The following is a 25,298-nucleotide window of genomic DNA, read 5'->3' as shown; positions in this document are numbered from 1 at the left end:
GGGCAAAACTACCACAGGAATAGATAAATATCCGCCTCTGACAGGGTAAATGTGCAGGTTTTTCGGGGGTTTGCGCCAAAAAACGCAAAAAGTTGAACAAAAAACGAACAACCGACATTTCCGCCAACATCTGGCCGCAGAATCACCCCTGGGCTGAGGTACACTTGGCGACTTTGCAACGCGGCCAGCACCGCCCATTTTCAACCGAGAATCCCATGCCGATCCGTCATTGCATCGTCCACCTGATCGACAAGAAGCCCGATGGCAGCCCCGCTGTGCTGCACGCACGCGACTCGGAACTGGCCGAGTCCAGCGCCATCGAAAACCTTCTGGCCGACCTCAACGACAGCTACAACGCCAAGCAAGGCAAAGCCTGGGGCTTCTTCCACGCAGAATCGGGCGCCCACCCGTTCAGCGGCTGGCTCAAGGAGTACCTGGACGCCGGCAGCACCTTCACTGCCTTCAGCCGGGTCGCCGTCGAGCACCTGCAAAAACTGATGGAAGAATCCAATCTGTCAGTCGGCGGCCATGTCCTGTTCGCCCACTACCAGCAAGGCATGACCGAGTATCTGGCCATCGCCCTGCTGCACCACAGCGAAGGGGTGGCGGTAAACGCCGAACTGGACGTCACGCCGTCCCGTCACCTGGACCTGGGCCAACTGCACCTGGCGGCGCGCATCAACCTGTCCGAGTGGCAGAACAACAAGGCCTCCAAGCAGTACATCTCGTTCATCAAGGGCAAGAACGGCAAGAAAGTCTCGGAGTACTTCCGTGACTTCATCGGCTGCCAGGAAGGCGTCGACGGCCCGGGCGAAACCCGCACCCTGCTCAGGGCGTTCAGCGACTTCGTCGAAAGCGAAGACCTGCCCGAAGAAGCTGCCCGGGAGAAAACCCAGACGCTGGTCGATTACGCCACCAGCCAGACCAAGGCCGGTGAGCCGGTGACCCTTGAAGAGCTCTCGGGACTGATCGACGAAGATCGCCCACGGGCCTTCTACGAGCACATCCGCAACAAGGACTACGGCCTGTCGCCGGAAATCCCGGCCGACAAACGCACCCTGAACCAGTTCCGTCGCTTCACCGGCCGTGCCGAGGGGCTGTCGATCAGCTTTGAAGCGCACTTGCTGGGCTCGAAGATCGAATACGACGAAGAGGCCGGCACGCTGATCATCAAGGGCTTGCCGACACAGCTGACCGATCAGCTCAAGCGTCGCAAGGACTGATCGCGGCATAGGAGGCCACCAGGGCCTCCTTGGCGGCTTTGCGCAACTTCTTCACCAGACGTTCCTGGCGCAAGGCTTCGGCCTTGCTGGGCCACGCTTCGATGTACACCAGCGCCACGGCCGGGCTGGTACTGAAGTAGCGCGCCCCCTGCCCCTTTTGATGAGCGATGAAGCGTCGCTGCGGATCATCGCTGATACCACAGTAGAGCGAGCCATTGGCGGCCCGTACCAGGTAGAGGTACCAGGGTTTGGCAGGTGTATCGGCAGTGGCTTGGGTCACGGTGCTGACTAATGAACGGCAAAGCCGACAGCTTACCCGTTCAACGCCCGGCCTGAAACGCACGCAAACCTTTCAACGCCTGCTGGCGCACCTTGCCTTGCACCAGCGGTGTCCAGCCCAGCAACAATCCTTTGGTACCCAGCGCCTGTCGCGACCAGCGCCACAGGTCAAAGCTGTCATGGTGTTCGCAGATCCTTGCGTCACGAATAACAAACCGCGCCTGAATATCGTTGATCACCACCCGGCCGGTCTGGCTGAACAGGTATGTCGCCACCCAGTGGGCGCTGCCGCTTCGCTCGTCGGCGCGCACGGTGTCGAAGGTCAGGGAGAAGTCCTTGGCGCGCTGGGTGAGCATGCGCCACATGTCGCCGGCATCCTTGCCCCGCAAGGTTCCGAAGGCTGGGTCACTGAAGACGATGTCATCGCTGTAGCAGGCCACCATAGCTTCGGCGTCGAGGCGCTGGAAGGCCTGGTAGAAACGCGTGATCAGAGCGCTGTTGGCTTCACTCATGGGGCGGGTCCATTACCAGGGAAACAAACCCGAACAATAGCACTTGGTAGGAGCGGGCTTGCCCCGCGATGCGATGTAACTGTCAGATCGCTATCGCGGGGCAAGCCCGCTCCTACGCGCGTTCGCTGGTGACTTGTACATGCAGGCTGCGCCCGGCCTTGAGGCCAAAGGCTATTGCGCCAATACCCACTACGCCAAAGATCCAGCCCACCGCCTCCCAGCCACCGGTCAGGTCATGCACCAGGCCGACCGCGAACGGCCCCAACGATGCCAAGGTGTAACCCACCCCCTGCGCCATGCTCGACAGATTGGCCGCGACATGGGCGTCCCTGGAGCGCAGTACGATCAGGGTCAAGGCCAGGGCGAAGCTGCCACCCTGCCCCAGGCCGAGGATGATTGCCCAGCCCCACAGGCCATCCAGCGGCGCATACAGGCAACCAAACAGGCCGGCGAGCACCATCACCATGACACCCACGATTGCCAGCCGCTGATCCTTGCCGCGGGTCGCCAGCCAAGGGGCGGCCAGGGAGCTGATCAACTGCACGATCACCGAGCCTGACAGCACCAGGCCAGCCTGGGTCGGGGTCAGGCCACGGCCGATCAGGATCGATGGCAGCCAGCCAAACACAATGTAGGCCAGCGACGACTGCAGGCCCATGTACAACGTCACCTGCCAGGCCAGCGGATCGCGCAACAGGCCACGCACCCGATAGGCGACATGATGCGCGCCGTGCCCTTCACGCGCCTGGGGCAGCCAGACCAAGGCAGCCAGCAGCGCCGGAATCAACCAGAAACCCAAGCCCAGGGACCAGCTATCGCCCAGGTGCTGGCTCAGCGGCACGGTAGCGCCAGCGGCAAGGGCCGCGCCCAGGCACAAGGCCATGGTGTAGACACCCGTGAGGGTACCGGCGTGTTTGGGGAAATCACGCTTGACGATGCCAGGCAGCAATACGCCCACCACGCCGATGCTGGCCCCGGCCATGATGGTGCCGAGAAACAGCCCGGTACTGCCAAAGGCGCTGCGTACAGCAATGCCGAGCGCCAGCACCAGGAGAATGCCGAGGATCACCCGCTCACTGCCAAAACGACGCGCCAGGACCGGCGCCAAAGGCGCGAACAGGCCCAGGCACAGCACGGGCACAGTGGTCAGCAAGCCGGCCGCGGAAGCACTCAGACCAAGGCTTTCGGAGACCTGGTTGAGCAGCGGCGCCATGCTCGACAGCGCCGGGCGCAGGTTCAGCGCCACCAGCACCAAACCCACCAGCAACAGCCAGGGACGCTTGAGCAGCACGGGTTGGCGCTGTACCTGTTCGTCGTCGGCCTCGGCGTCGATCAGCAGCTCTTCAAGCTCCGGCCCCTTGGCCGGTGGAGCATTTCGGGAAGTGTCATGGGCCATGGCAGTCTCGCAAGGTCAGGATTCGTTGATCAGGGTTCGGCTCAGGGCCTTGGCCCTGTCCGAATCGCGTTGTTCGATGGCGTCGAGAATCTGCCCATGCAGGTCAAAGACCGACTGACAGCGCGGCGCGTGGGAAAGGTTGTGGTGCAAGGTGGCCGCCACGACCCCGGAGAAATAGCGATACAGCTCGCTCAAGGCCGGGTTGTGCGCGGCATCCACCATGCGCTGGTGAAACACCAGGTCGCAGCTGATGTAGCGCTCCAGGTCGTCGTGATAGTGCGCGCTGCTGTGGTCGAGCGCTTCACGCAGGCCTTTGAGGTCGTCGTCTGTACGGCGCAGGGCGGCAAGACCGATGGCCTCGGCTTCAAGGATATGCCGGGCTTCCCGGGCCTGTGCCAGGTCGCAGCGCGAGAGCGCCTGCAGCGCCTGCAGCGGATCGACCGCCGTGCGCAGGTAGCTGCCGTCCCCCTGCCGAACCTCGACCAGGCCGCTGAAGACCAGCACTCGCATGGCTTCGCGCACAGTGTTGCGGCTGATTCCCAGCTCGGTGGCCAGCTCAGGTTCGGTGGGCAGACGCTGACCAACAACCCAGGCGCCGTTGGCGATGCGTTCGCGCAGTTGGTCGACGGCTTGTTCGACCAGGGAGCGTTTGGTGAGTAATGTCATGACATCCAATCATCGGATGAATTCATCGAGAAAACAATCGCGGGGCAGGCCCGCTCCTACAACATTTGTGGGAGCGGGCCTGCCCCGCGATCAGTCAGTTCAACGCGTCGAGCAACGCCTGATTCTGCTCCGGCGTACCAATGGTGATACGCAGGAACTGGGCAATACGCGCCTGTTTGAAGTGGCGCACGATCACGCCTTGTTCACGCAACTTCGCCGCCAGTTCACTGGCGTCCTGTTGCGGATGACGGGCAAAGATGAAGTTGGCGGCCGATGGCAGCACTTCAAATCCTCGGGCGCTGAGTTCGCCTACCAGATGCTCGCGACTGTCGATCACTTTACGGCAGGTATCGTCAAAGTAGGCGCGATCCTGGAAGGCCGCCGCCGCACCGACAATCGCCATGCGATCCAGCGGATAGGAGTTGAAGCTGTTCTTGATCCGCTCCAGCGCTTCGATCAGGTCCGGATGGCCGACTGCCAGACCAACCCGAAGCCCGGCCAGCGAACGCGACTTGGACAGGGTCTGGGTCACCAGCAAGTTGTCGTAGCGATCCACCAGGCTGATCGCGGTCTGCCCACCGAAGTCGATATAGGCCTCATCGACAACGACGACCGACTCAGGGTTGGCCTTGAGCAACTGCTCGATGGCCTCCAGCGCCAAGAGGCAACCGGTCGGCGCGTTGGGGTTGGGGAAGATGACGCCGCCGTTGGGCTTGGCATAGTCTTCGACGCGGATCTGGAACTGCTCGTCCAGCGCCACCTGCTCGAAGGGGATGCCATACAGGCCGCAGTACACCGGATAGAAGCTGTAGCTGATGTCCGGGAACAACAGCGGCGCACCGTGCTGGAACAGGCCGTGGAAAATGTGCGCCAGCACCTCGTCCGAGCCGTTGCCCAGGAATACCTGATTGCCCTGGACCCCGTAGTAGTCCGCCACCGCCTGCTTGAGCAGGTCGCTGTTTGGGTCCGGGTACAGGCGCAAATTATCGTTCAGCTCGCCGCGCATGGCTTCCAGCGCCTTGGGCGACGGGCCATAGGGGTTCTCGTTGGTGTTGAGCTTGACCAGTTTGGCCAGCTTGGGCTGCTCGCCCGGCACGTAAGGCACCAGGTCCTTGACGAAGGGGCTCCAGAATTTACTCATGTTCAGTTCCCCTTCTTGTCGGCAAGGATGCGGTATTCGGCGCTGCGAGCGTGGGCGGTCAGCGATTCGCCACGCGCCAGGACCGACGCGGTGTGCCCCAGTTCGGAAGCCCCCAGCTCGGAGCAGAAGATGATCGAGGAGCGCTTCTGGAAGTCATAGACCCCCAGCGGCGACGAGAAGCGTGCGGTACCCGAGGTGGGCAGCACGTGGTTTGGACCGGCGCAGTAGTCACCCAGCGCTTCGCTGGTGTGGCGGCCCATGAAGATCGCGCCGGCGTGGCGGATCTGCGGCAGCCAGGCTTGCGGGTCGGCCACCGAAAGCTCCAGGTGTTCCGGTGCGATACGGTTGGCCACATCCATTGCCTGCTGCATGTCGCGCACCTGGATCAGCGCGCCACGGCCGTTGATCGAGGTCTTGATGATTTCGGCACGCTCCATGGTCGGCAGCAGTTTGTCGATGCTGGCGGCAACCTTGTCGAGGAACGCGGCATCCGGGCTGACCAGGATTGCCTGTGCATCCTCGTCGTGCTCGGCCTGGGAGAACAGGTCCATGGCGATCCAGTCCGGGTCGGTCTGGCCGTCACACACCACGAGGATTTCCGAAGGGCCGGCAATCATGTCGATACCCACCTGGCCAAACACATGGCGTTTGGCAGTGGCGACGTAGATGTTGCCTGGCCCGACCACTTTGTCGACCTGCGGCACGCTCTCGGTGCCATAAGCCAGGGCGGCCACGGCCTGGGCGCCACCAATGGTGAACACGCGGTCGACCCCGGCGATGCACGCTGCAGCGAGTACCAGTTCGTTGATCTCGCCACGCGGGGTTGGCACTACCATCACGACTTCACCCACGCCGGCCACCTTGGCCGGAATGGCGTTCATCAGCACCGAGGACGGGTAGGAGGCCTTGCCCCCGGGCACGTACAGGCCTGCACGGTCCAGCGGGGTGACTTTCTGGCCCAGCACCGTGCCGTCGGCTTCGGTATAGCTCCAGGAGTCTTGCTTCTGACGCTCGTGGTAGCTGCGTACGCGATCAGCGGCTTTTTCAAGGGCTTCACGCTGGGCGGGGGTGATGCGAGTCAACGCCAGCTCCAGGCGCTCGCGGCCCAGGATCAGGTCGTCGATGGACTTGGCGTCAACACCGTCGAAACGCTGGGTGAACTCCACCAATGCAGCATCACCGCGCTCGCGCACGGCCTTGATGATGTCCAGCACGCGCTGGTTGACCGCGTCGTCAGACACGCTTTCCCAGCTCAGCAGATGATCCAGATGTCGGGCGAAATCCGGGTCGGCAGCATTGAGTCGGGCAATTGCAGTGGACGCGGTCATAGCGAGGGCCTCAATTAATGGCGAATGCTCAGGCACCCTAAGCTACCAGTCGATCCGCGCGGGCACCTGAGAAAATTGGCTATGACGCGGATAGACGGGCGCGACAGCGAAGGTCGCGCGCAGAAGTCAGCCGCGGTGTCGCGATTCGACAGCCTGGCGCAGGGTGTCGATCAGGCTCTGGATGCGGGCGTGCTGCATCTTCATCGAAGCCTTGTTGACCACCAGCCGGGAGCTGATGGTGGCAATCAGTTCCTGGGGTTCCAGGCCGTTGGCACGCAGGGTATTACCGGTGTCGACAACGTCGATGATCTTGTCGGCCAGGCCAATCAGCGGCGCCAGCTCCATCGAGCCGTAGAGCTTGATGATGTCGACCTGACGACCCTGCTCGGCATAGTAGCGCTTGGCAACGTTGACGAACTTGGTCGCGACGCGCAGGCGGCCCTTGGGTTCGGGAGCGCCGATGGCACCGGCGGTCATCAGCTTGCACTGGGCAATCTGCAGGTCCAGGGGCTCATACAGGCCCTGGCCGCCGTACTCCATCAACACGTCCTTGCCAGCCACACCCAGATCGGCGGCGCCATGCTCGACATAGGTCGGCACATCGGTAGCCCGAACGATCAGCAGGCGCACATCGTCCTGAGTTGTCGGGATGATCAGTTTGCGGCTCTTGTCCGGGTTCTCGGTCGGCACGATACCGGCTTCAGCCAGCAGCGGCAGGGTATCGTCGAGAATCCGACCCTTGGATAGCGCGATGGTCAACATGGGAAACGTCGGTCCTTATGCGGCTACAGCCGGCCGGACCTTGGGGCCCGACCGCGTTCAATTCGGTGCAGCAATTGGCTGGCGCGTCCCTGCGCCGATCACAGACTAGCCCGGTACGCGACGGATCTTGGCGCCCAGCATCTGCAGTTTTTCCTCGATGCACTCGTAACCACGGTCGATGTGGTAGATGCGATCGATCAGGGTATCGCCTTCGGCTACCAGAGCCGACAGTACCAGGCTGGCCGAGGCCCGCAGGTCGGTGGCCATGACTGGTGCACCCTTCAGGGTCTTGGTGCCGGTGACGATGGCAGTATTGCCTTCGACCTGGATCAGCGCGCCCATGCGGTGCATTTCGTAGACGTGCATGAAACGGTTCTCGAAGATCGTCTCGATCACAGCGCCCGTGCCTTCGGCAATGGCGTTGAGCGAGATGAACTGCGCCTGCATGTCGGTCGGGAACGCCGGGTACGGAGCGGTACGCAGGTTCACGGCTTTTGGCCGCTTGCCGTGCATGTCGAGCTCGATCCAGTCTTCACCGGTGGTGACTTCGGCGCCGGCTTCCTTGAGTTTTTCAAGTACCGCTTCAAGGATGGTCGGATCGGTGTCCTTGACCTTGACCCGGCCACCGGTGACGGCTGCCGCAACCAGGTAGGTACCGGTCTCGATACGGTCAGGCATGACGCGGTAGGTTGCAGAACCCAGGCGTTCTACACCGTCAATGGTGATGGTGTCGGTACCGGCACCCTGGATCTTGGCACCCATGGCGATCAGGAAGTTGGCCAGGTCGACCACTTCCGGCTCGCGCGCGGCGTTTTGCAGCACGCTGCGGCCCTTGGCCAGGGCTGCAGCCATCATGATGTTCTCGGTACCGGTCACGCTGACGGTATCGAAGAAGAAGTGCGCGCCGCGCAGGCCGCCTTCAGGGGCTTTGGCCTTGATGTAGCCGCCTTCGACTTCGATCTTCGCGCCCATGGCTTCCAGGCCACGGATGTGCAGGTCGACCGGACGCGAGCCAATGGCGCAACCGCCAGGCAGGGCAACTTCAGCCTCGCCAAAGCGGGCAACCATCGGGCCCAGCACCAGGATCGAGGCGCGCATGGTTTTCACCAGTTCGTACGGCGCGACCAGGGTCTTGATGGTACGTGGGTCGATTTCCACCGAGAGTTTTTCGTCGATCACAGGCTCGATGCCCATGCGACCGAACAACTCGATCATGGTGGTGATGTCGTGCAGGTGCGGCAGGTTGCCGACCGTTACCGGACCATCGCAGAGCAGAGTTGCCGAGAGAATCGGCAGCGCCGCGTTCTTGGCACCGGAAATGCGGATTTCGCCATCAAGACGAACGCCGCCAGTAATAATCAGTTTGTCCATTTCTGTCTCGCCGCCAATTTAGGCTCAGTTGCGCTCAGCCCAGGCTGCGCTGCTGAAAAATTTCATGGTTACCGCATGGATGCTGCCATCAGTGATCCACGGATTAAGATGAGCATAGATCTGCTGCTGACGCTTGACCGGGCTCAAGGCCGCCAATTCGTCGCTGATCACGTTCAACTGGAAGTTGCAGCCTTCGCCTTCAACTTCGACCCGGGTTCCCGGCAACTTTTCTTCAAGGAAGTTCTTAACTTCTACGGCCTGCATGCTCAACCTCAATCGGCGCCCAGTGCGCGCGGGTCGGCCATGATACAAAAAAGCCCCTCGCCTGCGAACCCCGTAATCGAGGACTCTGACAGAGGGGCCATCATCAGCGGGCAGTCACTGCCCCGCCAGTACTTCATCGAGGTCATAAACCTCGGCGATTTCGCGCATATCCTGAGGCATCGCACGCACCTCGACAGCCTTGCCGGCCGCCTTTGCATCGCGCATGAACGCCAGCAACAGGGACAGCCCGACACTGCTGGATTTCTCGACCTTTGAGCAATCGAGCACCAGCGCCGCACCTTTGCTGGACGCGATCAGCGCCTTGCCCTGCTTGCGCAGCGCCGGGCCCGTACGGTAGTCCAGTACGCCGGCAAGGCCCAGAACACCGTCCTCGCTCAGGGTGATGGTGCTATCGGTCATTGCGCTTGCTTCTCGGTTTCTTGCTCGGCAGTTTCCTTGGCCTTCGCCACTTCGCCGGCCCAGCCGTCGATGGTCTTGTCCAGGTTATTGCCGTTGCGCTGCATGGCATCGGCGAACTGGTCACGGAACAGCTTGCCGATGTTGATGCCGTTGACGATCACGTTACGCACTTTCCATTCGCCGTCGAGCTTGGTCAGCGTGTAGGAAACCGGATAAATGGCACCGTTGTTGCCCTTGACTGTCATGTCGACGCTGGCACGGTCGTTACCGTCCAATTTCTCCGCGCCCACGGTGATGCCCTGATTGTTGTACTCCAGCAAGGCATTGCCATAGAACTGCATCAGGCTGCGCTTGAAGTTCTCCTGGAAGCGCTGCATCTGCTCCGGGGTCGCTTTTCGCGAGTACTTGACCGTCATGATGCTGCGAGAAATGCCGTCGGCATCGACCACAGGCCCCAGGTTGGCATTGAGCGCATCGTAAAACGCGCTTGGATTGGACTTGTATTGCTCCTTGTTGGCCTTCAGGTCAGCCAGCAATTGGGTAGTCGTACCCTGTATCACTTCTTTGGGCGACTGCGCAGCCACCGCCATCAATGGCAGCGCTGCCAGCAGGACCAGAAGGCCGCGTCGCAGGATAGAGATCATGGAAACTCCTTATTTAGCTTCTTTGCCAACGGTATTGAGCAGGAACTTGCCGATCAGATCCTCCAGTACCAGCGCCGACTGCGTGTCATGAATGACTGAACCATCCTTGAGCACCGCATCATCTCCGCCCACGCTGATACCGATGTATTTTTCACCGAGCAAACCTGCGGTGAGGATGGATGCAGTGGAATCGGTCGGCAGATTGTTCACGGCCTTTTCCAGTTGCATCGTCACCCGACCGGTGTAGGTATCACGGTCCAGATCGATGGCCGTGACCTTGCCGATAGTCACACCGGCCATGGTCACTTTAGCTCTGACCGTCAAACCGGCGATATTGTCGAAGTTGGCAGAAACTTTATAGGTGTCGCTGCTCGGACTGGCAGACAGGCCGCTGACGCGCAATGCCAACAACAGCAGCGCCAGGATCCCGGCCAGAAGGAACAGGCCAACACCGATTTCCAGGGTGCGGTTTTGCATCAGAAATCTCCAAACATCAAGGCGGTCAGAATAAAGTCCAGACCCAGGACTGCCAATGAGGCATAGACCACGGTCTTGGTAGTGGCACGACTGATCCCTTCTGAAGTGGGCTCACAGTCATAGCCCTGGAATACGGCAATCCAGGTGACGACAAAGGCAAAAACCAGGCTTTTGATCACACCGTTGAGTACGTCATCGGTGAACGACACGCTGTTTTGCATGTTGGCCCAGAACGAGCCGTCATAGACGCCCAGCCAGTCAACCGCCACCCAGGAACCACCCCAGATACCGACCACGCTGAAAATCAGCGCCAGCAACGGCAGCGAGATGAAACCGGCCCACAGGCGTGGGGCAACGATGTACTTGAGTGGGTCGACGCCGATCATTTCCAGGCTGGAAAGTTGTTCGGTCGACTTCATGTTGCCGATTTCGGCGGTCAGTGCCGAACCTGCACGGCCAGCGAACAGCAACGCCGTGACTACCGGCCCAAGCTCGCGCAGCAGGGTCAGGGCAACCATCTGCCCTACCGCCTGCTCCGAACCGTACTTGGCCAGGATGCTGAAACCCTGCAGGGCCAGCACCATCCCGATAAATACCCCGGAGACGACAATGATCGCCAGCGACAGCACGCCGACCGAATAGAGTTGCTTGACCAGCAATTGAAAGCCGCCGCCGATCCCGCCGCGCCCTACCAGCGCATGCACCAGGAACAGGCAGGAACGGCCGAGTACGGCCAGCACGTCGATGGCCGAACGGCCGAATCGACGAATACGTTCGAGCAAGGATTTTCTGCGCATCAACGCTTCCCCAGAAGATCGGCGCGGTAATCAGGCGCAGGAAAGTGAAAGGGCACAGGGCCATCCGGGTCGCCTTTCATGAACTGGCGAATGCGCGGGTTATCGGAGCCCATCAGCTCGTCCGGCGTGCCCTGGCCCAGGACCTGCCCATCGCCGACGACATAAATGTAGTCGGCAATACTGGCGGTCTCGGCCAGATCGTGGGACACCACAATGCTGGTGATGCCCAGGGCATCATTGAGCAGGCGGATCAGGCGCACCAGAACCCCCATGGCAATAGGGTCCTGCCCCACGAAAGGCTCGTCGTACATGAGGATCTGCGGGTCCAGGGCAATGGCCCGGGCCAGCGCGACACGACGTTTCATGCCGCCCGAGAGCTCGTCCGGCATCAACTCGATGGCACCGCGCAGACCAACGGCCTGCAGCTTCATCAGCACAATGTCGCGGATCATTTCGTCGGACAGCTGGGTATGCACCCGCAACGGGAACGCCACGTTCTCGAACACATCGAGATCAGTGAACAGCGCGCCACTCTGGAACAACACGCCCATTTGCTTGCGCGCGTCGAACAGGTCGCCACGCGATAACGTGGGCAGGTTCTGCCCGCCGACCCAGACCTCGCCACTGGCAGGCCGCAATTGGGCCCCCATCAGGCGCAACAATGTGGTCTTGCCACACCCCGAAGGCCCCATGATCCCGGTGACCTTGCCCCGCGGAATGCGTATATCGACATTATTGAAGATGCTGCGCGAACCGCGCTTGAAGGACACGCCCTTCAACTCGACCGCGTAGGCGTTATCAACGCTCATCTAGACTCCTTGCGATGCAGCCTTCTCACTCAGACGCGCGCCTCCTTCATGGAGGCACGCACGCCCCAAGCGGGCCGAACAGGCGGCGAACTATAGCACCGCTGATAGCAGCGCCCCAAGGCCGCCGCAGCGCTCGTTCAGCTATGGTTAAGCTAGATCGAGGTCTGTTTGACAATCACAAGGTGAGGGTTTTGCGCATTGTCGCTATAATCGGCGCCTTTCATCAGGCAATCGTTTTCCGCCATGAGCCAATCCAGCGAGCTGATTCAATCCGCGCAGCGCACTATTCGCCTTGAAGTAAAGGCGGTAGAGGGCCTGCTGGCCCACATCGACGCCGATTTCGTCAAAGCCTGCGAGCTGATCCAGGCCTGCAAAGGACGGGTCGTCGTTGTTGGAATGGGCAAGTCAGGCCATGTCGGCAGAAAAATCGCCGCCACGCTTGCCAGCACCGGCACGCCATCGTTTTTCGTCCACCCGGCCGAGGCAAGCCACGGCGATATGGGCATGATCACCCGCGACGACGTGATCCTGGCGCTGTCCAACTCGGGCTCCACCGCCGAAATCGTCACTCTGCTGCCACTGATCAAGCGCCTGGGCATCCAGCTCATCAGCATGACCGGCAACCCTGATTCCGCCTTGGCCAAGGCTGCCGAAGTGAATCTGGACGCCCGTGTCGAGCAGGAAGCCTGCCCCCTGAACCTTGCACCCACATCTTCGACCACCGCAGCACTCGTACTGGGTGACGCACTGGCGATCGCCCTGCTGGAAGCCCGTGGATTCACCGCCGAAGACTTCGCGTTTTCGCACCCCGGTGGTGCCCTGGGTCGCCGCTTGCTGCTCAAGGTCGAGAACGTCATGCACGCGGGCGATGAGCTGCCCAGAGTACAGCGCGGCATCCTGCTCAAGGACGCGCTACTTGAAATGTCTCGCAAAGGTTTGGGCATGACCGTCATCGTGGAAGCCGACGGGCGGCTTGCCGGTATCTTTACCGACGGCGACCTTCGCCGCAGCCTCGATCGCAACATCGACGTGCACAAGACCTTGATCGACGAGGTCATGACCGTCCACGGCAAGACGGCTCGCGCAGAAATGCTCGCCGCCGAAGCCCTGAAGATCATGGAAGACCACAAGATCAACGCCCTGGTGGTTGTCGACAACGACGAACGCCCTGTCGGCGCGCTCAACATGCATGACCTGCTGCGCGCCGGAGTGATGTGAATGACTGACGACCTGATGCACCGCGGCAAAGCCATCAAGCTGGCTGTTTTCGACGTTGACGGCGTACTGACCGATGGCCGCCTGTATTTCCTCGAGGACGGCAGTGAATTCAAGACCTTCAACACCCTCGACGGCCAGGGCATCAAAATGCTCATGGCGTCGGGTGTGACCACGGCAATCATCAGCGGACGCAAGACCCCGGTGGTCGAGCGACGCGCCAAGAACCTCGGCATCCCTCACCTGTATCAGGGACGGGAAGATAAATTGGTGGTTTTGGACGAGCTTCTCGGCCAGCTCAACCTAAGCTATGAGCAAGTGGCCTATCTGGGTGACGACCTGCCTGACCTGCCGGTGATCCGTCGAGTCGGCCTGGGCATGGCAGTAGCCAACGCCGCAGCGTTCGTTCGCGAACACGCCCACGGCGTCACCCTTGCCCGCGGTGGTGAAGGCGCTGCCCGCGAGTTCTGCGAGCTGATCCTGCAAGCCCAGGGCAACCTTGACGCCGCCAACGCCCATTACCTGTAGAGCGACAAATGTTCAAGAAAATCCGCACCATTGCGCTGTTCAGTGTGATTGCCGCATTGCTGGTCGCAGTCGGCTACTGGAACATCGGCCCCGAGAGTTTTCTCGACAAACCGGTGGCCACTGTCGATGAAAACGCCATCGACTACTACGCAACCAACGCCCACAGCGTGCAGTTCCTGCCTGACGGCAAGCTGCAGTATGAAATGACGGCCGACAAGGTCGAACACCTCAAGGTCAGCGAAGTGACCTTGCTGACCAAGCCAGACCTGCAGATGTACCGTGGCACCACCTTCCCCTGGCACGTCCAGAGTGAGAAAGGCGAAGTGAACCCGGACGGCAGCGAAGTAGAACTGATCGACTCGGTACGGATTGCCCGCACCGATGAAAAGAATCGCACGACCATTATTACCACCACGCGCATGACCGTGTTCCCGCAGAAGCAATATGCGCAAACCGAGCAAGCCGTTAGAATCGACGGCGCCGATGGCGTGACTACGGGTAACGGAATGAAAGCGTATTTGAAAGACGGCAGGATGGACCTGCTGTCCAACGTAAGAGGACAGTATGAGGCTCGTTAAAACCCTCCCCTTTTTGCTCAGCCTGAGCGCAGCACTGGGAAGCGCGAGCGCCTGGGCCCTGCCGACCGACCGTGACCAGCCAATTCGCATCCAGGCCGACAATGCACACCTGGACGACAAGAAAGGCGTCGCCACCTATACCGGAGACGTCATCATCACCCAGGGCTCGATGATGATCAAAGGCAACACCGTGACCATCACCCGCGCCGACTCCGGCGACATCGACGTCGTGACTTCGGTGGGCAACCTCGCCTACTTCGAGCAGCAGCAGAGCGCCGACAAGCCGGACAAGATGAAAGGCTGGGCCGTCACCATCCAGTATCAGTCGCAAAAAGAACTGGTTGTACTGACCGATCGCGCCAAGGTGGAAAACGAAGGCAACACCACCGAAGGCGAGAAGATCGTCTACAACACCAAGTCCCAGGTAGCGACCGCCGGCCGTGGCAGCAATGTGACCACGCCGCGCCAACGCATCGACATGGTGATCCAGCCGAAGAAGAAGGCCGAGTAAATGGCAACCCTCAAAGCCCAGCACCTGGCCAAGAGCTACAAGAGCCGGCAAGTGGTACGTGACGTCAGCCTGTCCATCGACAGCGGCCAGATCGTCGGCCTGCTCGGTCCTAACGGCGCCGGCAAGACCACCTGCTTCTACATGATCGTCGGACTGGTCCAGGCCGACCAGGGACGCGTCCTGATCGACGACCTGGATGTCAGCCACCAACCGATGCACGGGCGCGCCCGGGCCGGCATTGGCTACCTGCCCCAGGAAGCATCGATCTTTCGCAAGTTGTCGGTCGCCGACAACATCATGGCGATTCTCGAAACCCGCAAGGAACTCGATGCCGCCGGACGCCGCAAAGAGCTGGAAAGCCTGCTGCAGGAGTTCCACATCAGCCACATTCGCGACAACCTCGGCATGAGCCTTTCCGGGGGTGAGCGGCGCCGGGTGGAAATCGCCCGGGCACTGGCCACAGCCCCGAAGTTCATCCTGCTCGACGAACCCTTTGCCGGTGTCGACCCGATTTCGGTCGGCGACATCAAGCAGATCATCCATCACCTCAAGGCCAAAGGCATTGGCGTGCTGATCACTGACCACAACGTCCGTGAAACCTTGGATATCTGCGAAACCGCCTACATCGTCAACGATGGCCAACTGATTGCCGAAGGCGATGCAGAGACCATCCTGGCCAACGATCTGGTTAAAGAGGTCTACCTGGGCCACGAGTTCCGCTTGTAAGTTCGAAGCAGCAAGGCGTTTGCCATGGGCCGCTGATCCAGCGAAATGCGGCATATTTGTTACCGCACCCTAGGCAAACGTTCCAACTTCAGGCATATAATTTGCTTAAAGTTGGCGCTTCGGTGCCCTTGTAGTGGATGGCGCATGTGCGCCGGCAAATAAGGTGTTTAGCCCCTGCCATGAAACCATCGCTCGTCCTAAGAATGGGCCAGCAACTGACGATGACCCCGCAGTTGCAACAGGCCATCCGTCTGCTCCAGCTTTCTACCCTTGACCTCCAACAGGAGATCCAGGAAGCGCTGGAATCGAACCCGATGCTCGAACGCCAGGAAGAAGGCGACGATTTCGACAACAGCGACCCGATGGCCGATAACGCCGAAAGCAAGCCTGTCGCCGAAACCCAGGACACCAGCTTCCAGGAAACCACGCAAACCGTGGACAACCTGGAAGAAGGCGAGTGGAGCGAGCGCATTCCCAACGAACTGCCGGTCGACACGGCCTGGGAAGACATCTACCAGACCAGCGCCAGCAGCCTGCCCAGCAATGACGATGACGAGTGGGACTTCACCACCCGCACCTCGGCCGGTGAAAGCCTGCAGAGCCACCTGCTCTGGCAGCTGAACCTGGCGCCGATGTCCGACACCGACCGGCTGATCGCCGTGACGCTGATCGACTGCATCAACAACCAGGGCTACCTGGACGAGACACTTGAAGAAGTCTGCGAATCCTTCGACCCCGAGCTGGATATCGAACTCGATGAAGTCGAGGCCGTACTGCATCGTATCCAGCAATTCGAGCCCGCCGGCATCGGCGCACGCAACCTGAGCGAGTGCCTGCTGCTGCAACTGCGCCAGCTGCCCGCCAGCACGCCGTGGATGGCCGAGGCGCAGCGCCTGGTCAGCGACTATATCGACCTGCTCGGCAGCCGCGACTACAGCCAACTGATGCGCCGCATGAAGCTCAAGGAAGACGAGCTGCGCCAGGTGATCGAACTGGTCCAGAGGCTCAACCCGCGCCCCGGCTCACAGATCGAGTCCAGCGAGCCCGAATATGTTGTCCCGGACGTGATCGTACGCAAGGACAACGAACGCTGGCTGGTCGAGCTTAACCAGGAAGCCGTGCCACGCCTGCGGGTCAACCCGCAATACGCAGGCTTCGTCCGTCGCGCCGACACCAGCGCCGACAACACCTTCATGCGCAATCAGTTGCAGGAGGCCCGCTGGTTCATCAAGAGCCTGCAGAGCCGCAACGAAACCCTGATGAAGGTCGCCACCCAGATCGTCGAACATCAACGGGGCTTCCTCGACCACGGCGACGAAGCGATGAAGCCGCTGGTGCTGCACGACATCGCCGAAGCGGTGGGCATGCACGAGTCGACGATTTCCCGGGTGACCACCCAGAAATACATGCATACGCCACGGGGCATCTACGAGCTGAAGTACTTTTTCTCCAGCCACGTGAGCACCTCAGAAGGCGGCGAATGCTCGTCCACAGCCATCCGCGCGATCATCAAAAAACTGGTTGCAGCTGAAAATCAGAAAAAGCCATTGAGTGACAGCAAGATCGCTGGTTTACTGGAGGCACAAGGCATCCAGGTAGCCCGTCGCACCGTCGCCAAGTACCGCGAGTCCCTCGGCATTGCACCGTCGAGCGAGCGCAAGCGATTGATGTAACGGCCCCTGAAGTGTGCCATCGCAGTTCAGTGGCAGGCGCAACACCTGCCTCTTATGCACCGGCAACAAAGGAGAAGCTGTATGCAAGTCAATATCAGTGGACAGCATGTAGAAGTCACTCAGCCCCTGCGTGAGTATGTCGAACAGAAACTGAAGCGACTGGAGGGGCACTTCGACAAGATTACCAATGTGACGGTAATCATGAAGGTCGAGAAGCTGCAGCAGAAAATTGAAGCAACGCTGTTTATTCCCGGCGGCGAAGTTGTAGCAAATGCCGAACACACAGACATGTATGCAGCGATCGATGCCTTGACTGACAAGCTCGACCGCCAACTGAAAAAACACAAGGAAAAACAGCAAAGCCTGCTGCAAGGTGCAGCGGCCCGCTGATCCCCCTCATCCATGATCCGACTTGAAACCATCCTGACCCCCGGCCGTTCCCTCGTGAACGTGCCGGGCGGCAGTAAAAAGCGCGTCCTCCAGGAAATCGCCACCCTGATCGACCGGGAAGTTGCCGACCTGGAGATGCAGGACGTTTTTGAAAGCCTGTTTGCCCGGGAGAAACTCGGGTCTACCGGATTTGGCAATGGCATCGCTATTCCACACTGCCGCCTCAAAGGCTGCTCATCGCCTATCAGCGCCCTGATACACCTGGAAGCACCGATCGACTACGACGCCATTGATGGCGCCCCAGTCGATTTGCTGTTTGTCCTGCTGGTTCCGGAAGCGGCTACCGATGCGCACCTGGAACTGCTGCGCCAGATCGCAAGCATGCTCGACCGCAAGGACGTACGTGACAGACTGCGCGCCGCCAACAGCAGCGAAGCCCTGTACCAGGTCGTACTGGACGCACAGAACGAGCATTGATATATGCGCTTGATCATCGTCAGCGGCCGGTCTGGCTCCGGCAAGAGTACTGCCCTCGCTGTCCTTGAGGACAACGGCTACTACTGCATCGACAACCTGCCCGCGGGGTTGTTACCCCAACTGGCCGAAAACGCTCTGATCAACACCGAATTGATGCAGCCCAAAGTGGCCGTATCCATCGACGCCCGCAACCTGCCCAGCCATCTGTCGCGCTTCCCGGAATTGCTGGAAGAGGCGCGCGGTCGTCATATCCAGTGTGATGTCCTCTACCTGGATGCCGACGAAGACACACTGCTCAAGCGCTTCTCGGAAACCCGTCGACGCCACCCTCTGACAAACGCGAATCGCTCTCTGGCCGAGGCCATCAAGGACGAGACCGAACTGCTCGGCCCTATCGCCGACCTCGCCGACCTCAAAATCGACACCACCAGCCTGAACCTGTATCAGCTACGTGACTCGATCAAGTTGCGCCTGCTCAACCAGCCGGAACCTGGTACTGCATTCCTCGTCGAATCCTTCGGCTTCAAGCGCGGCATGCCGATTGATGCCGACCTGGTGTTCGATGTGCGCTGCCTGCCCAACCCCTACTGGAAGCCGGAGTTGCGCGAGCACTCAGGCCTGGAGCAACCGGTCATCGACTACCTCGCGGCCCAGCCCGATGTCGAGGAAATGTTCCAGGACATCTCCAGCTACCTGCTCAAATGGCTACCGCGCTTTGCTGCCAGCAACCGCGCCTATGTCACCATTGCCATTGGCTGCACCGGTGGACACCACCGCTCGGTTTACCTGACCGAGCGCCTGGGCCAGTTGTTGCAACAATCCTTGAAGAACGTCCAGGTTCGCCACCGCGACCTCTAGCCCACAGGACCACCGCCGCGATGCCTGCTCGTGAGATCACCATCATCAACAAGCTGGGGCTGCATGCCCGGGCTGCTGCAAAATTCGTTGGCGTGGCTGGACGCTTCCCCTGCACGGTACGTGTAGGTCGTGCGCCCGATAAACTGATCGACGGCAAAAGCATCATGGCCGTGATGATGTTGGCGGCCGGAAAAGGCACCCAGGTGCATCTGCACACCGAAGGTGAAGACGAGGACGCAGCACTCAATGCACTGGTCGAGCTGATCAACAACTACTTTGACGAGGGCGAGTAATCGCCCTCGTTTTCGTTCAGGACAGCGCCGTATCCATCACCATCATCAAGCAGAAGCCTATGCAAAGCCCCAGGCTCGCCAGACGATGATGGCCATTGCTGCGTGATTCAGGAATGATCTCCTGAGTGACCACCAGCAACATGGCCCCCGCCGCACACGCCAGGCCCAACGGCAGCAACAGCTCGGCGACTGTCACCAGCCAGGCGCACAACAATGCCGCCACCGGCTCGACCAACCCGGACGCCGCACCGATCAGAAAGGCCTTGAACCGCCCCATCCCCGCCCCGGCGAGTACCAGGGCGATGACCAGGCCTTCAGGCACATCCTGCAGTGCAATGCCCATAGCCAAACTGTCGGCATCTGGCATACCGCCGCCCGCCGACACGCCAATAGCCATGCCTTCGGGAATGTTGTGGGCAATGATGGCAATGACAAATACCCAGATCCGTGCAGCGATCACCGGTTGCTGAGGGTTGCCCACCAAGGCTTCGGGCGAGCCGCCAGACACCTTGAGATCGACCAGGTACAGGCAGAAGGCCCCGAACAGCAGGCCAAAACTGATCAACCCGCCCGCCCCCCACTTGTTCAAGCCGATGGCCTGGGCTGCATCCAGGCCGGGAATGACCAGGGAAAACGCCGTGGCTGCCAGCATTACGCCAGCACCGAAACCCAACAAGGTATCGGCCAGGGCGACCGGCATGCTGCGGATAACCAGCACCGGCACCGCGCCCAGCGCGGTACCCAGCGCGCACAGGGCACCGCCCTCGAGCGCGCGCATCATGCGTGGCTCAAGGTCAAGCCAGGCGAATCCCTGGGCCACCAGCAAGGCACAGCCAGCGAGCAACAACACTGTGCCCAGGGCCAGGCGAAACAGGCGCACGCCGCTGATGGACATCACATCCGTAGGCATACCGGGACGACTCACACCAGGGCGGCTACATAACGGCGCTCTACCTCGGACCAGTCGATCACGTTGTAGAAGGCGTTGATATATTCAGGGCGACGATTCTGGTAGAGCAGGTAGTAGGCATGCTCCCACACGTCCAACCCCAGGATCGGCAGGTTGCCATTCATCAGCGGACTGTCCTGGTTACCGCTGCTCTCCACAACCAACGTCTTTTCAGGCGTCACGCTCAGCCAGGCCCAACCGCTGCCGAAACGGGTCAGGGCCGCCTTGGTAAAAGCGTCCTTGAAGGCGTCGAAGCCGCCCAGTTGCTCATCAATAGCCTTGGCAACCTTGCCCTGGGGCAGTCCACCGCCTTTTGGCGACATGACCGTCCAGAACAGAGAATGGTTGGCGTGGCCGCCCCCCTGATTGATCACCGCGGCCTGCAGCTGTTGCGGCAGTTGCTTGACCGCTGCCACCAGATCCTCCACCGGCCATTCGGCCCACTCGGTGCCTTCGACCGCGGCGTTGAGGTTGTTGATGTAGGTCTGATGGTGCTTGCTGTGGTGGATCTGCATGGTCTGGGTGTCGATGTGCGGTTCCAGCGCATCGTAGGCGTAAGGCAAGGCAGGCAGGGTATAAGGCATGTTCAATGGATTCCGTAATGATGTGCTGACGACCCGGCGCTTTCCTGACCGGCGATGACCACCGTCTGCGGGCCAGGGCTATGAAGCAGGCGCTCGGTTCGCGGGTACTGGCCGTACTCGCTGATGAAATTCAACAACTCGGTGTAGGTCTTGCTGCTGTGACGCAGCGCCGCTTCGCGCAGCGCCGGTGCCAGGCGCTGGTCCTGCATGGCCTGCAACAGCCGCTGATGGATCGCGCAGAGGTACTCCGCGCTTTCCTGAGGCTGGTTCAGGCGCAAGTGCAGATCCGCCAGGTTGTGATGCGCGATGACGCACACGGCCACCGCTTCATCGGCGTCATGCCAGCGCTCGAACAACACCTGGGCCAATGCCAGCGCCTGCAGATACAACTCGCGGGCATCAACCAGATCCCCCTGATCGAACAGGCGATTGGCGATTTCGGTGGTGCGCTTCCAGTGCTGCATGACAAACCTCCAGCGCGATATCAGATACCGCCAGCAGTGAGTTTTTCCGGGTCGAGCAGCACTTCCAGCTGGCTGCGCGGCAGGTCGGTGTGCTCCAGGGCTACCTCGATGATCGGCCGACCCTGCTTGTAGGCAGTCTTGGCAATCTCGGCAGCCTTCTGGTAGCCAATGATCGGGTTCAGGGCCGTCACCAGGATCGGGTTGCGCGCCAGGGCTTCCTTGAGCTTGGGCTCATTGACCTTGAAGCTGGCAATCGCCTTGTCGGCCAGCAGGCGGCTGACGTTGGCCATCAACTCGATGCTGCTGAGCAGGTTCTGGGCAATGATCGGCAGCATCACGTTGAGCTCGAAGTTGCCCGACTGGCCGGCCACGGCGATAGTCGCGTCGTTGCCGATGACTTGGGCGGCGACCATGGCGGTAGCCTCGGGAATCACCGGATTGACCTTGCCCGGCATGATCGAGGAGCCAGGCTGCAAGCCTTCCAGCTCGATCTCGCCCAGCCCCGCCAGCGGCCCCGAGTTCATCCAGCGCAGGTCGTTGGCAATCTTCATCAACGCCACGGCAGTGGTCTTGAGCTGGCCAGACAGGGCCACGGCAGTATCTTGCGAGCCAATCAGGGCGAACAGATTCTGCCCAGGCGTGAATGGCACCTTGGTCAGGTCACTGAGCTGCTGGCTGAACTGCGCGGCGAACGCTGGGTGTGCGTTGATGCCGGTGCCCACTGCAGTGCCGCCCTGGGCCAGCGACTGCAGCGCCGGCAGGGTGGCCTCGATGTGACCGACAGCGCCCTTGATCTGCGCTGCCCAACCGCCCAGTACCTGGCTCATGCGCACCGGCATGGCATCCATCAGGTGGGTACGGCCGGTCTTGATGAACGGATGCACAGCCTCGGCTTTATGCTCGATCACCTGGACCAGGTGCTTGAGTGCCGGCAGCAATTGTTCGTGCAGGGCCAGCGCAGCGCTGACATGGATGGTGGTCGGGATAATGTCGTTACTGCTCTGGCCGCAGTTGACGTGGTCGTTCGGGTTGACCTTGTCACCCAGGATGCGGGTAGCCAGCGTCGCGATCACTTCGTTGGCGTTCATGTTCGAGCTGGTACCCGAACCTGTCTGGTAGATATCCACCGGGAAGTGCTGGATGAAATCGCCAGCCAACAGTTGCTCCACCGCCTTGACGATGGCCGTGCCCTGCCCTTCTTCCAGTTGCTTGAGTTCGATGTTGGCCTTGGCCGCGGCAGCCTTGGCCAGCAGCAGGGCGCGAATGAACTGGGTGGGCATGCGCTGCTGGCTGATCGGGAAGTTGTTCACCGCGCGCTGGGTCTGGGCCCCGTACAGGGCCGCGGCCGGCACCTGCAGTTCACCCATGCTGTCACGCTCGATACGGGTATTACTCATCATCAAGTCCTTGCATCAGTTCAGCGAAAGAAACAGAAGGCAGCAGCGTGCAGTTCGCCAATTGCAGGGCGTAAGGCTGCCAGTGCTGGCCATGCTCGCCGCCGTCGAGCTTGCGCAACTGCAACAGCGGCTTCCAGGCCTGGTCCAGGCAAAGGCAGCGCCAATGCCAGGGCAGCATGCGATCGCAGGCGGTATCCAGGAGCAGGCGGAAAGAGGTCAAGGCGACGGTCCAGGCAGAGGTCTCGGTGCAACACACCAGATAGCGACCCTCGGCCAGGTAATGTTCGATCAAGCGCGGTTCGTCCGGCTCCATCGCGCAACGGATACGGCGACTGAGCCAGCGCCAGTTTTCGAGGTAGGGCAATTCGTGAAGGACGGGTTTCATGAACATCATCGCCTAGATAATGATATTCATTATTAAGTGATAATCAGAATCAATTCAAGTTTGACGAAGAAGAAAAACAAAAAGCCCGACACAGAGGTCGGGCTTCACATTCATTTTTACCGTAGGAGCGGGCTTGCCCCGCGATAGAATTTCTCAGCTCCATCGCATCCAGGGGCAAGCCCACGCCTGGGTCAACTACCCGCTACGGTCATCCGTTCGATCAGGACGGAGCCTGTGTGGATGTTGCTACGGGTTTCAAGATCATTACCGATCGCGACAATCTGCTGGAACATATCCTTCATATTGCCGGCGATCGTCACTTCCTGGACTGCGAACTGGATCTCGCCGTTCTCCACCCAATACCCCGCCGCGCCGCGAGAGTAATCACCGGTCACCATATTCAATCCATGCCCCATCAGCTCGGTCACGAGCAGGCCACGGCCCATGCGCCGAATCAGTGCAGCTTGATCCTCCACGCCGTGGGTTACGTACAAGTTATGCACACCACCGGCGTTGGCGGTACTTGGCAGGCCCAGCTTGCGGCCCGAATAGGTCCCCAGCACATAGGACACCAGCTCGCCTTTTTCGACGAACGGTTTGGCATAGGTCGCCAGGCCATCGCCGTCGAACGCGGCACTGCCCAAAGCTCGCTGCAGATGTGGGCGCTCGTCGAGGGTCAACCAGCTTGGGAACAGCCGCTGCCCCATCGCGCCATCGAGGAACGACGACTTGCGATACAGGTTGCCGCCCGAGATCGCCGACAGGAAACTGCCGAACAGGCCGCCGGCAAGTTCGGCCGAAAACAGCACGGGCACCTCGCAGGTGGGGACCGGGCGAGCACCCAGGCGACTGGCCGCCCGCTGTGCAGCGCGCTGGCCAATGCTGCGCGGGTCGGCCAGCAACTCGCCCTGGCGATTGACGTCGTACCAGTAGTCGCGCTGCATCTGGCCGTCGGCCTCGGCAATCATCACGCAGCTCAGGCTGTGGCGAGTCGACGCATAGCCGCCGATAAACCCGTGGCTGTTGCCGTATACCCGGCAACCCTGGTGGGTGTTGAGGGTGGTGCCATCGGCGTTCTTGATCCGGGCATCGGCCTCGAAGGCTGCCGCCTCACAGTCCAGGGCCTTCTCGATTGCTTGCTCGGGGGTAATATCCCAGGCGTGATACAGGTCGAAATCCTGCAGGTCGCGCGCCATCAGGGCCGGGTCGGCAAGCCCTGCGCATTCGTCTTCAGAAGTGTGCTTGGCGATTGCCAAGGCTGCTGCGACCGTTTCACGAATCGCCTCGGCACCACTGGCCGAGGTACTGGCCGAGCCTTTGCGCTGGCCCACATACAAGGTGATGCCGAACCCCTGGTCGCGGTTGAACTCCACGGTTTCCACTTCGCGCTGGCGAACCGACGTCGACAGCCCCTGCTCCAGCGACACCGCCACTTCACAGGCGCTGGCGCCCTGGCGTCTGGCTTCGGCAATGATCTGTTCGACCTGTTCCTGCAATGCCGGCAGGGCCTGTGGACCTACGCTCTGGTCTGCACTCATGGTTTTCTCCACTCAAATTCTGCGTTCGGCGAAGGTCTTGCTACGACCGGGCCGGACAAGCGGCCCCCGACTGGTTATCATGGCGGCGATTCTCAGCGGACTGCCCCCATGGTTGATTCTTACGACACCGCCTTTGATGGCGAAAAAAGCAAAACCCAGATCAAGCGCGAGATGCAGGCGCTGGTCGATATGGGCGAGCGCCTTACCACGCTCAAGCCCGATACCCTGGCCAAACTGCCTTTGACCGACGAACTGCGTGCGGCGCTTGAAGAGCACAAAAAGCACACGGCAAACGAGGCCAAACGTCGTCACCGGTCGTTCATCGGCAAGCTGATGCGTGACCAGGACATCGACGCCATCACGGCGCTCCTTGACCAGCTCGACGCTTCCTCCCGCCAGTACAACGAGCGTTTCCACAATCTGGAACGCTGGCGCGACCGGCTGATCGACGGTACCGACGAAGTCCTGGAGAAGTTTGTCCAGGAGTACGCCGAAGCTGATCGCCAGCAGCTGCGCTCGCTGATCCGGCAGGCCCAGCACGAGCTGAAGACCAACAAGACGCCTACCGCCAGCCGCAAGATCTTCAAATACATCCGCGAGCTCGACGAGACCCAACGCGGTCTGCGCTGACCTTCGCAACCGG

At 60.8% G+C, this 25,298-nt stretch carries 32 protein-coding genes; 12 read left to right on the top strand and 20 right to left on the bottom strand.

Features of this window, described 5'->3' with window-relative positions:
• Positions 1–215 precede the first annotated feature (215 nt).
• Entirely contained in the window at positions 216–1,223 is a 1,008-nt protein-coding gene (gene yejK / locus U9R80_RS05295) for a nucleoid-associated protein YejK (protein ID WP_301837363.1), read from the top strand.
• Here the strand turns inward: yejK and U9R80_RS05290 are convergent.
• The 14 genes from U9R80_RS05290 to U9R80_RS05225 all read right to left on the bottom strand — a co-directional run bounded on the left by U9R80_RS05290 (position 1,204) and on the right by U9R80_RS05225 (position 12,089).
• Positions 1,204–1,503, bottom strand: a complete 300-nt coding sequence (locus U9R80_RS05290) for a GIY-YIG nuclease family protein (RefSeq protein WP_301837364.1) — start codon at positions 1,501–1,503, stop codon at positions 1,204–1,206. The genes yejK and U9R80_RS05290 overlap by 20 nt on opposite strands.
• Positions 1,504–1,543: 40 nt before the next feature.
• Positions 1,544–2,014 (bottom strand): nuclear transport factor 2 family protein, encoded by a 471-nt coding sequence (locus U9R80_RS05285; RefSeq protein ID WP_301837365.1) that lies wholly within the window; start codon positions 2,012–2,014, stop codon positions 1,544–1,546.
• 112 nt (positions 2,015–2,126) lie between these two features.
• Positions 2,127–3,410 carry a CynX/NimT family MFS transporter gene (locus U9R80_RS05280; RefSeq protein ID WP_301837367.1) on the bottom strand — a complete coding sequence of 428 codons (1,284 nt, stop codon included), beginning with the start codon at positions 3,408–3,410 and terminating at the stop codon, positions 2,127–2,129.
• Positions 3,411–3,425: 15 nt separating this feature from the next.
• Entirely contained in the window at positions 3,426–4,076 is a 651-nt protein-coding gene (locus U9R80_RS05275) for a FadR/GntR family transcriptional regulator (RefSeq protein WP_301837368.1), read from the bottom strand.
• A gap of 94 nt (positions 4,077–4,170) precedes the next feature.
• On the bottom strand, positions 4,171–5,217 hold the full coding sequence (gene hisC / locus U9R80_RS05270) for a histidinol-phosphate transaminase (protein ID WP_301837369.1): 1,047 nt from the start codon (positions 5,215–5,217) through the stop codon (positions 4,171–4,173).
• Between the two features lie 2 nt (positions 5,218–5,219).
• The gene (gene hisD, locus U9R80_RS05265) at positions 5,220–6,545 is read right to left on the bottom strand and encodes a histidinol dehydrogenase (protein WP_301837370.1); all 1,326 of its coding nucleotides are present in this window, start codon (positions 6,543–6,545) and stop codon (positions 5,220–5,222) included.
• Between the two features lie 126 nt (positions 6,546–6,671).
• Positions 6,672–7,307: an ATP phosphoribosyltransferase gene (gene hisG / locus U9R80_RS05260; protein ID WP_301837371.1), complete on the bottom strand. Its 636-nt coding sequence runs from the start codon at positions 7,305–7,307 to the stop codon at positions 6,672–6,674.
• Between the two features lie 105 nt (positions 7,308–7,412).
• Complete coding sequence (murA, locus tag U9R80_RS05255; RefSeq protein ID WP_301837372.1) at positions 7,413–8,678, bottom strand: UDP-N-acetylglucosamine 1-carboxyvinyltransferase; 1,266 nt, start codon at positions 8,676–8,678, stop codon at positions 7,413–7,415.
• Between the two features lie 24 nt (positions 8,679–8,702).
• On the bottom strand, positions 8,703–8,942 hold the full coding sequence (locus tag U9R80_RS05250; RefSeq protein ID WP_028942843.1) for a BolA family protein: 240 nt from the start codon (positions 8,940–8,942) through the stop codon (positions 8,703–8,705).
• Positions 8,943–9,056: 114 nt separating this feature from the next.
• Complete coding sequence (locus tag U9R80_RS05245) at positions 9,057–9,362, bottom strand: STAS domain-containing protein (protein ID WP_301837374.1); 306 nt, start codon at positions 9,360–9,362, stop codon at positions 9,057–9,059.
• Positions 9,359–10,006 (bottom strand): MlaC/ttg2D family ABC transporter substrate-binding protein, encoded by a 648-nt coding sequence (locus U9R80_RS05240; protein WP_301837376.1) that lies wholly within the window; start codon positions 10,004–10,006, stop codon positions 9,359–9,361. Before U9R80_RS05240 ends, U9R80_RS05245 begins: the two co-directional genes overlap by 4 nt.
• Before the next feature lie 9 nt (positions 10,007–10,015).
• Entirely contained in the window at positions 10,016–10,483 is a 468-nt protein-coding gene (gene mlaD, locus U9R80_RS05235) for an outer membrane lipid asymmetry maintenance protein MlaD (protein ID WP_301837377.1), read from the bottom strand.
• Positions 10,483–11,280 (bottom strand): lipid asymmetry maintenance ABC transporter permease subunit MlaE, encoded by a 798-nt coding sequence (gene mlaE / locus U9R80_RS05230; RefSeq protein WP_028942839.1) that lies wholly within the window; start codon positions 11,278–11,280, stop codon positions 10,483–10,485. The genes mlaD and mlaE overlap by 1 nt, the downstream gene beginning before the upstream one ends.
• Positions 11,280–12,089: an ATP-binding cassette domain-containing protein gene (locus tag U9R80_RS05225; protein WP_274117757.1), complete on the bottom strand. Its 810-nt coding sequence runs from the start codon at positions 12,087–12,089 to the stop codon at positions 11,280–11,282. Before U9R80_RS05225 ends, mlaE begins: the two co-directional genes overlap by 1 nt.
• Positions 12,090–12,332: 243 nt before the next feature.
• Between U9R80_RS05225 and U9R80_RS05220 the strand changes: the two genes are divergently transcribed.
• The 10 genes from U9R80_RS05220 to U9R80_RS05175 all read left to right on the top strand — a co-directional run bounded on the left by U9R80_RS05220 (position 12,333) and on the right by U9R80_RS05175 (position 19,338).
• Positions 12,333–13,307, top strand: a complete 975-nt coding sequence (locus U9R80_RS05220) for a KpsF/GutQ family sugar-phosphate isomerase (protein ID WP_301837379.1) — start codon at positions 12,333–12,335, stop codon at positions 13,305–13,307.
• Positions 13,308–13,832: a KdsC family phosphatase gene (locus U9R80_RS05215; protein ID WP_301837380.1), complete on the top strand. Its 525-nt coding sequence runs from the start codon at positions 13,308–13,310 to the stop codon at positions 13,830–13,832.
• Between the two features lie 8 nt (positions 13,833–13,840).
• Complete coding sequence (gene lptC / locus U9R80_RS05210; protein WP_301837381.1) at positions 13,841–14,410, top strand: LPS export ABC transporter periplasmic protein LptC; 570 nt, start codon at positions 13,841–13,843, stop codon at positions 14,408–14,410.
• Positions 14,397–14,921 carry a lipopolysaccharide transport periplasmic protein LptA gene (gene lptA, locus U9R80_RS05205; RefSeq protein WP_105641220.1) on the top strand — a complete coding sequence of 175 codons (525 nt, stop codon included), beginning with the start codon at positions 14,397–14,399 and terminating at the stop codon, positions 14,919–14,921. Before lptC ends, lptA begins: the two co-directional genes overlap by 14 nt.
• On the top strand, positions 14,922–15,647 hold the full coding sequence (gene lptB / locus U9R80_RS05200; RefSeq protein WP_274117761.1) for an LPS export ABC transporter ATP-binding protein: 726 nt from the start codon (positions 14,922–14,924) through the stop codon (positions 15,645–15,647).
• A gap of 179 nt (positions 15,648–15,826) precedes the next feature.
• A complete protein-coding gene (locus U9R80_RS05195) occupies positions 15,827–17,320 on the top strand; it encodes an RNA polymerase factor sigma-54 (protein WP_301837382.1) in 1,494 nt (497 codons plus the stop codon).
• 81 nt (positions 17,321–17,401) lie between these two features.
• Positions 17,402–17,710 (top strand): ribosome hibernation-promoting factor, HPF/YfiA family, encoded by a 309-nt coding sequence (gene hpf / locus U9R80_RS05190; protein WP_028942831.1) that lies wholly within the window; start codon positions 17,402–17,404, stop codon positions 17,708–17,710.
• 12 nt (positions 17,711–17,722) lie between these two features.
• Positions 17,723–18,187, top strand: a complete 465-nt coding sequence (ptsN, locus tag U9R80_RS05185) for a PTS IIA-like nitrogen regulatory protein PtsN (protein WP_105641221.1) — start codon at positions 17,723–17,725, stop codon at positions 18,185–18,187.
• A gap of 3 nt (positions 18,188–18,190) precedes the next feature.
• A complete protein-coding gene (rapZ, locus tag U9R80_RS05180) occupies positions 18,191–19,045 on the top strand; it encodes an RNase adapter RapZ (protein WP_301837383.1) in 855 nt (284 codons plus the stop codon).
• 20 nt (positions 19,046–19,065) lie between these two features.
• Positions 19,066–19,338 carry an HPr family phosphocarrier protein gene (locus tag U9R80_RS05175; protein WP_274117765.1) on the top strand — a complete coding sequence of 91 codons (273 nt, stop codon included), beginning with the start codon at positions 19,066–19,068 and terminating at the stop codon, positions 19,336–19,338.
• A 16-nt stretch (positions 19,339–19,354) separates the two neighbouring features.
• Here the strand turns inward: U9R80_RS05175 and U9R80_RS05170 are convergent, their stop codons facing one another.
• From U9R80_RS05170 to pmbA, 6 genes are all read right to left on the bottom strand, one after another.
• Positions 19,355–20,248 (bottom strand): ZIP family metal transporter, encoded by an 894-nt coding sequence (locus U9R80_RS05170; protein ID WP_301837384.1) that lies wholly within the window; start codon positions 20,246–20,248, stop codon positions 19,355–19,357.
• An 11-nt stretch (positions 20,249–20,259) separates the two neighbouring features.
• Positions 20,260–20,871: a superoxide dismutase gene (locus U9R80_RS05165; protein ID WP_301837385.1), complete on the bottom strand. Its 612-nt coding sequence runs from the start codon at positions 20,869–20,871 to the stop codon at positions 20,260–20,262.
• Between the two features lie 2 nt (positions 20,872–20,873).
• On the bottom strand, positions 20,874–21,335 hold the full coding sequence (locus U9R80_RS05160; protein ID WP_301837386.1) for a hypothetical protein: 462 nt from the start codon (positions 21,333–21,335) through the stop codon (positions 20,874–20,876).
• Positions 21,336–21,355: 20 nt separating this feature from the next.
• Complete coding sequence (locus U9R80_RS05155; protein WP_301837388.1) at positions 21,356–22,732, bottom strand: class II fumarate hydratase; 1,377 nt, start codon at positions 22,730–22,732, stop codon at positions 21,356–21,358.
• Positions 22,725–23,126 carry a FagA protein gene (locus U9R80_RS05150; protein ID WP_301837390.1) on the bottom strand — a complete coding sequence of 134 codons (402 nt, stop codon included), beginning with the start codon at positions 23,124–23,126 and terminating at the stop codon, positions 22,725–22,727. The genes U9R80_RS05155 and U9R80_RS05150 overlap by 8 nt, the downstream gene beginning before the upstream one ends.
• A gap of 182 nt (positions 23,127–23,308) precedes the next feature.
• Positions 23,309–24,655, bottom strand: coding sequence for a metalloprotease PmbA (pmbA, locus tag U9R80_RS05145; RefSeq protein ID WP_301837392.1), 1,347 nt, complete (start codon positions 24,653–24,655; stop codon positions 23,309–23,311).
• Positions 24,656–24,763: 108 nt separating this feature from the next.
• On the opposite strand from pmbA, the gene yjgA reads away from it, so the two are divergent.
• Positions 24,764–25,285: a ribosome biogenesis factor YjgA gene (gene yjgA / locus U9R80_RS05140; RefSeq protein WP_301837393.1), complete on the top strand. Its 522-nt coding sequence runs from the start codon at positions 24,764–24,766 to the stop codon at positions 25,283–25,285.
• Positions 25,286–25,298: the final 13 nt, after the last annotated feature.

Source organism: Pseudomonas sp. JQ170C (assembly GCF_035581345.1).
Taxonomy (GTDB): Bacteria; Pseudomonadota; Gammaproteobacteria; order Pseudomonadales; family Pseudomonadaceae; genus Aquipseudomonas.
This window is presented reverse-complemented; position numbering and strand designations above follow the sequence as displayed.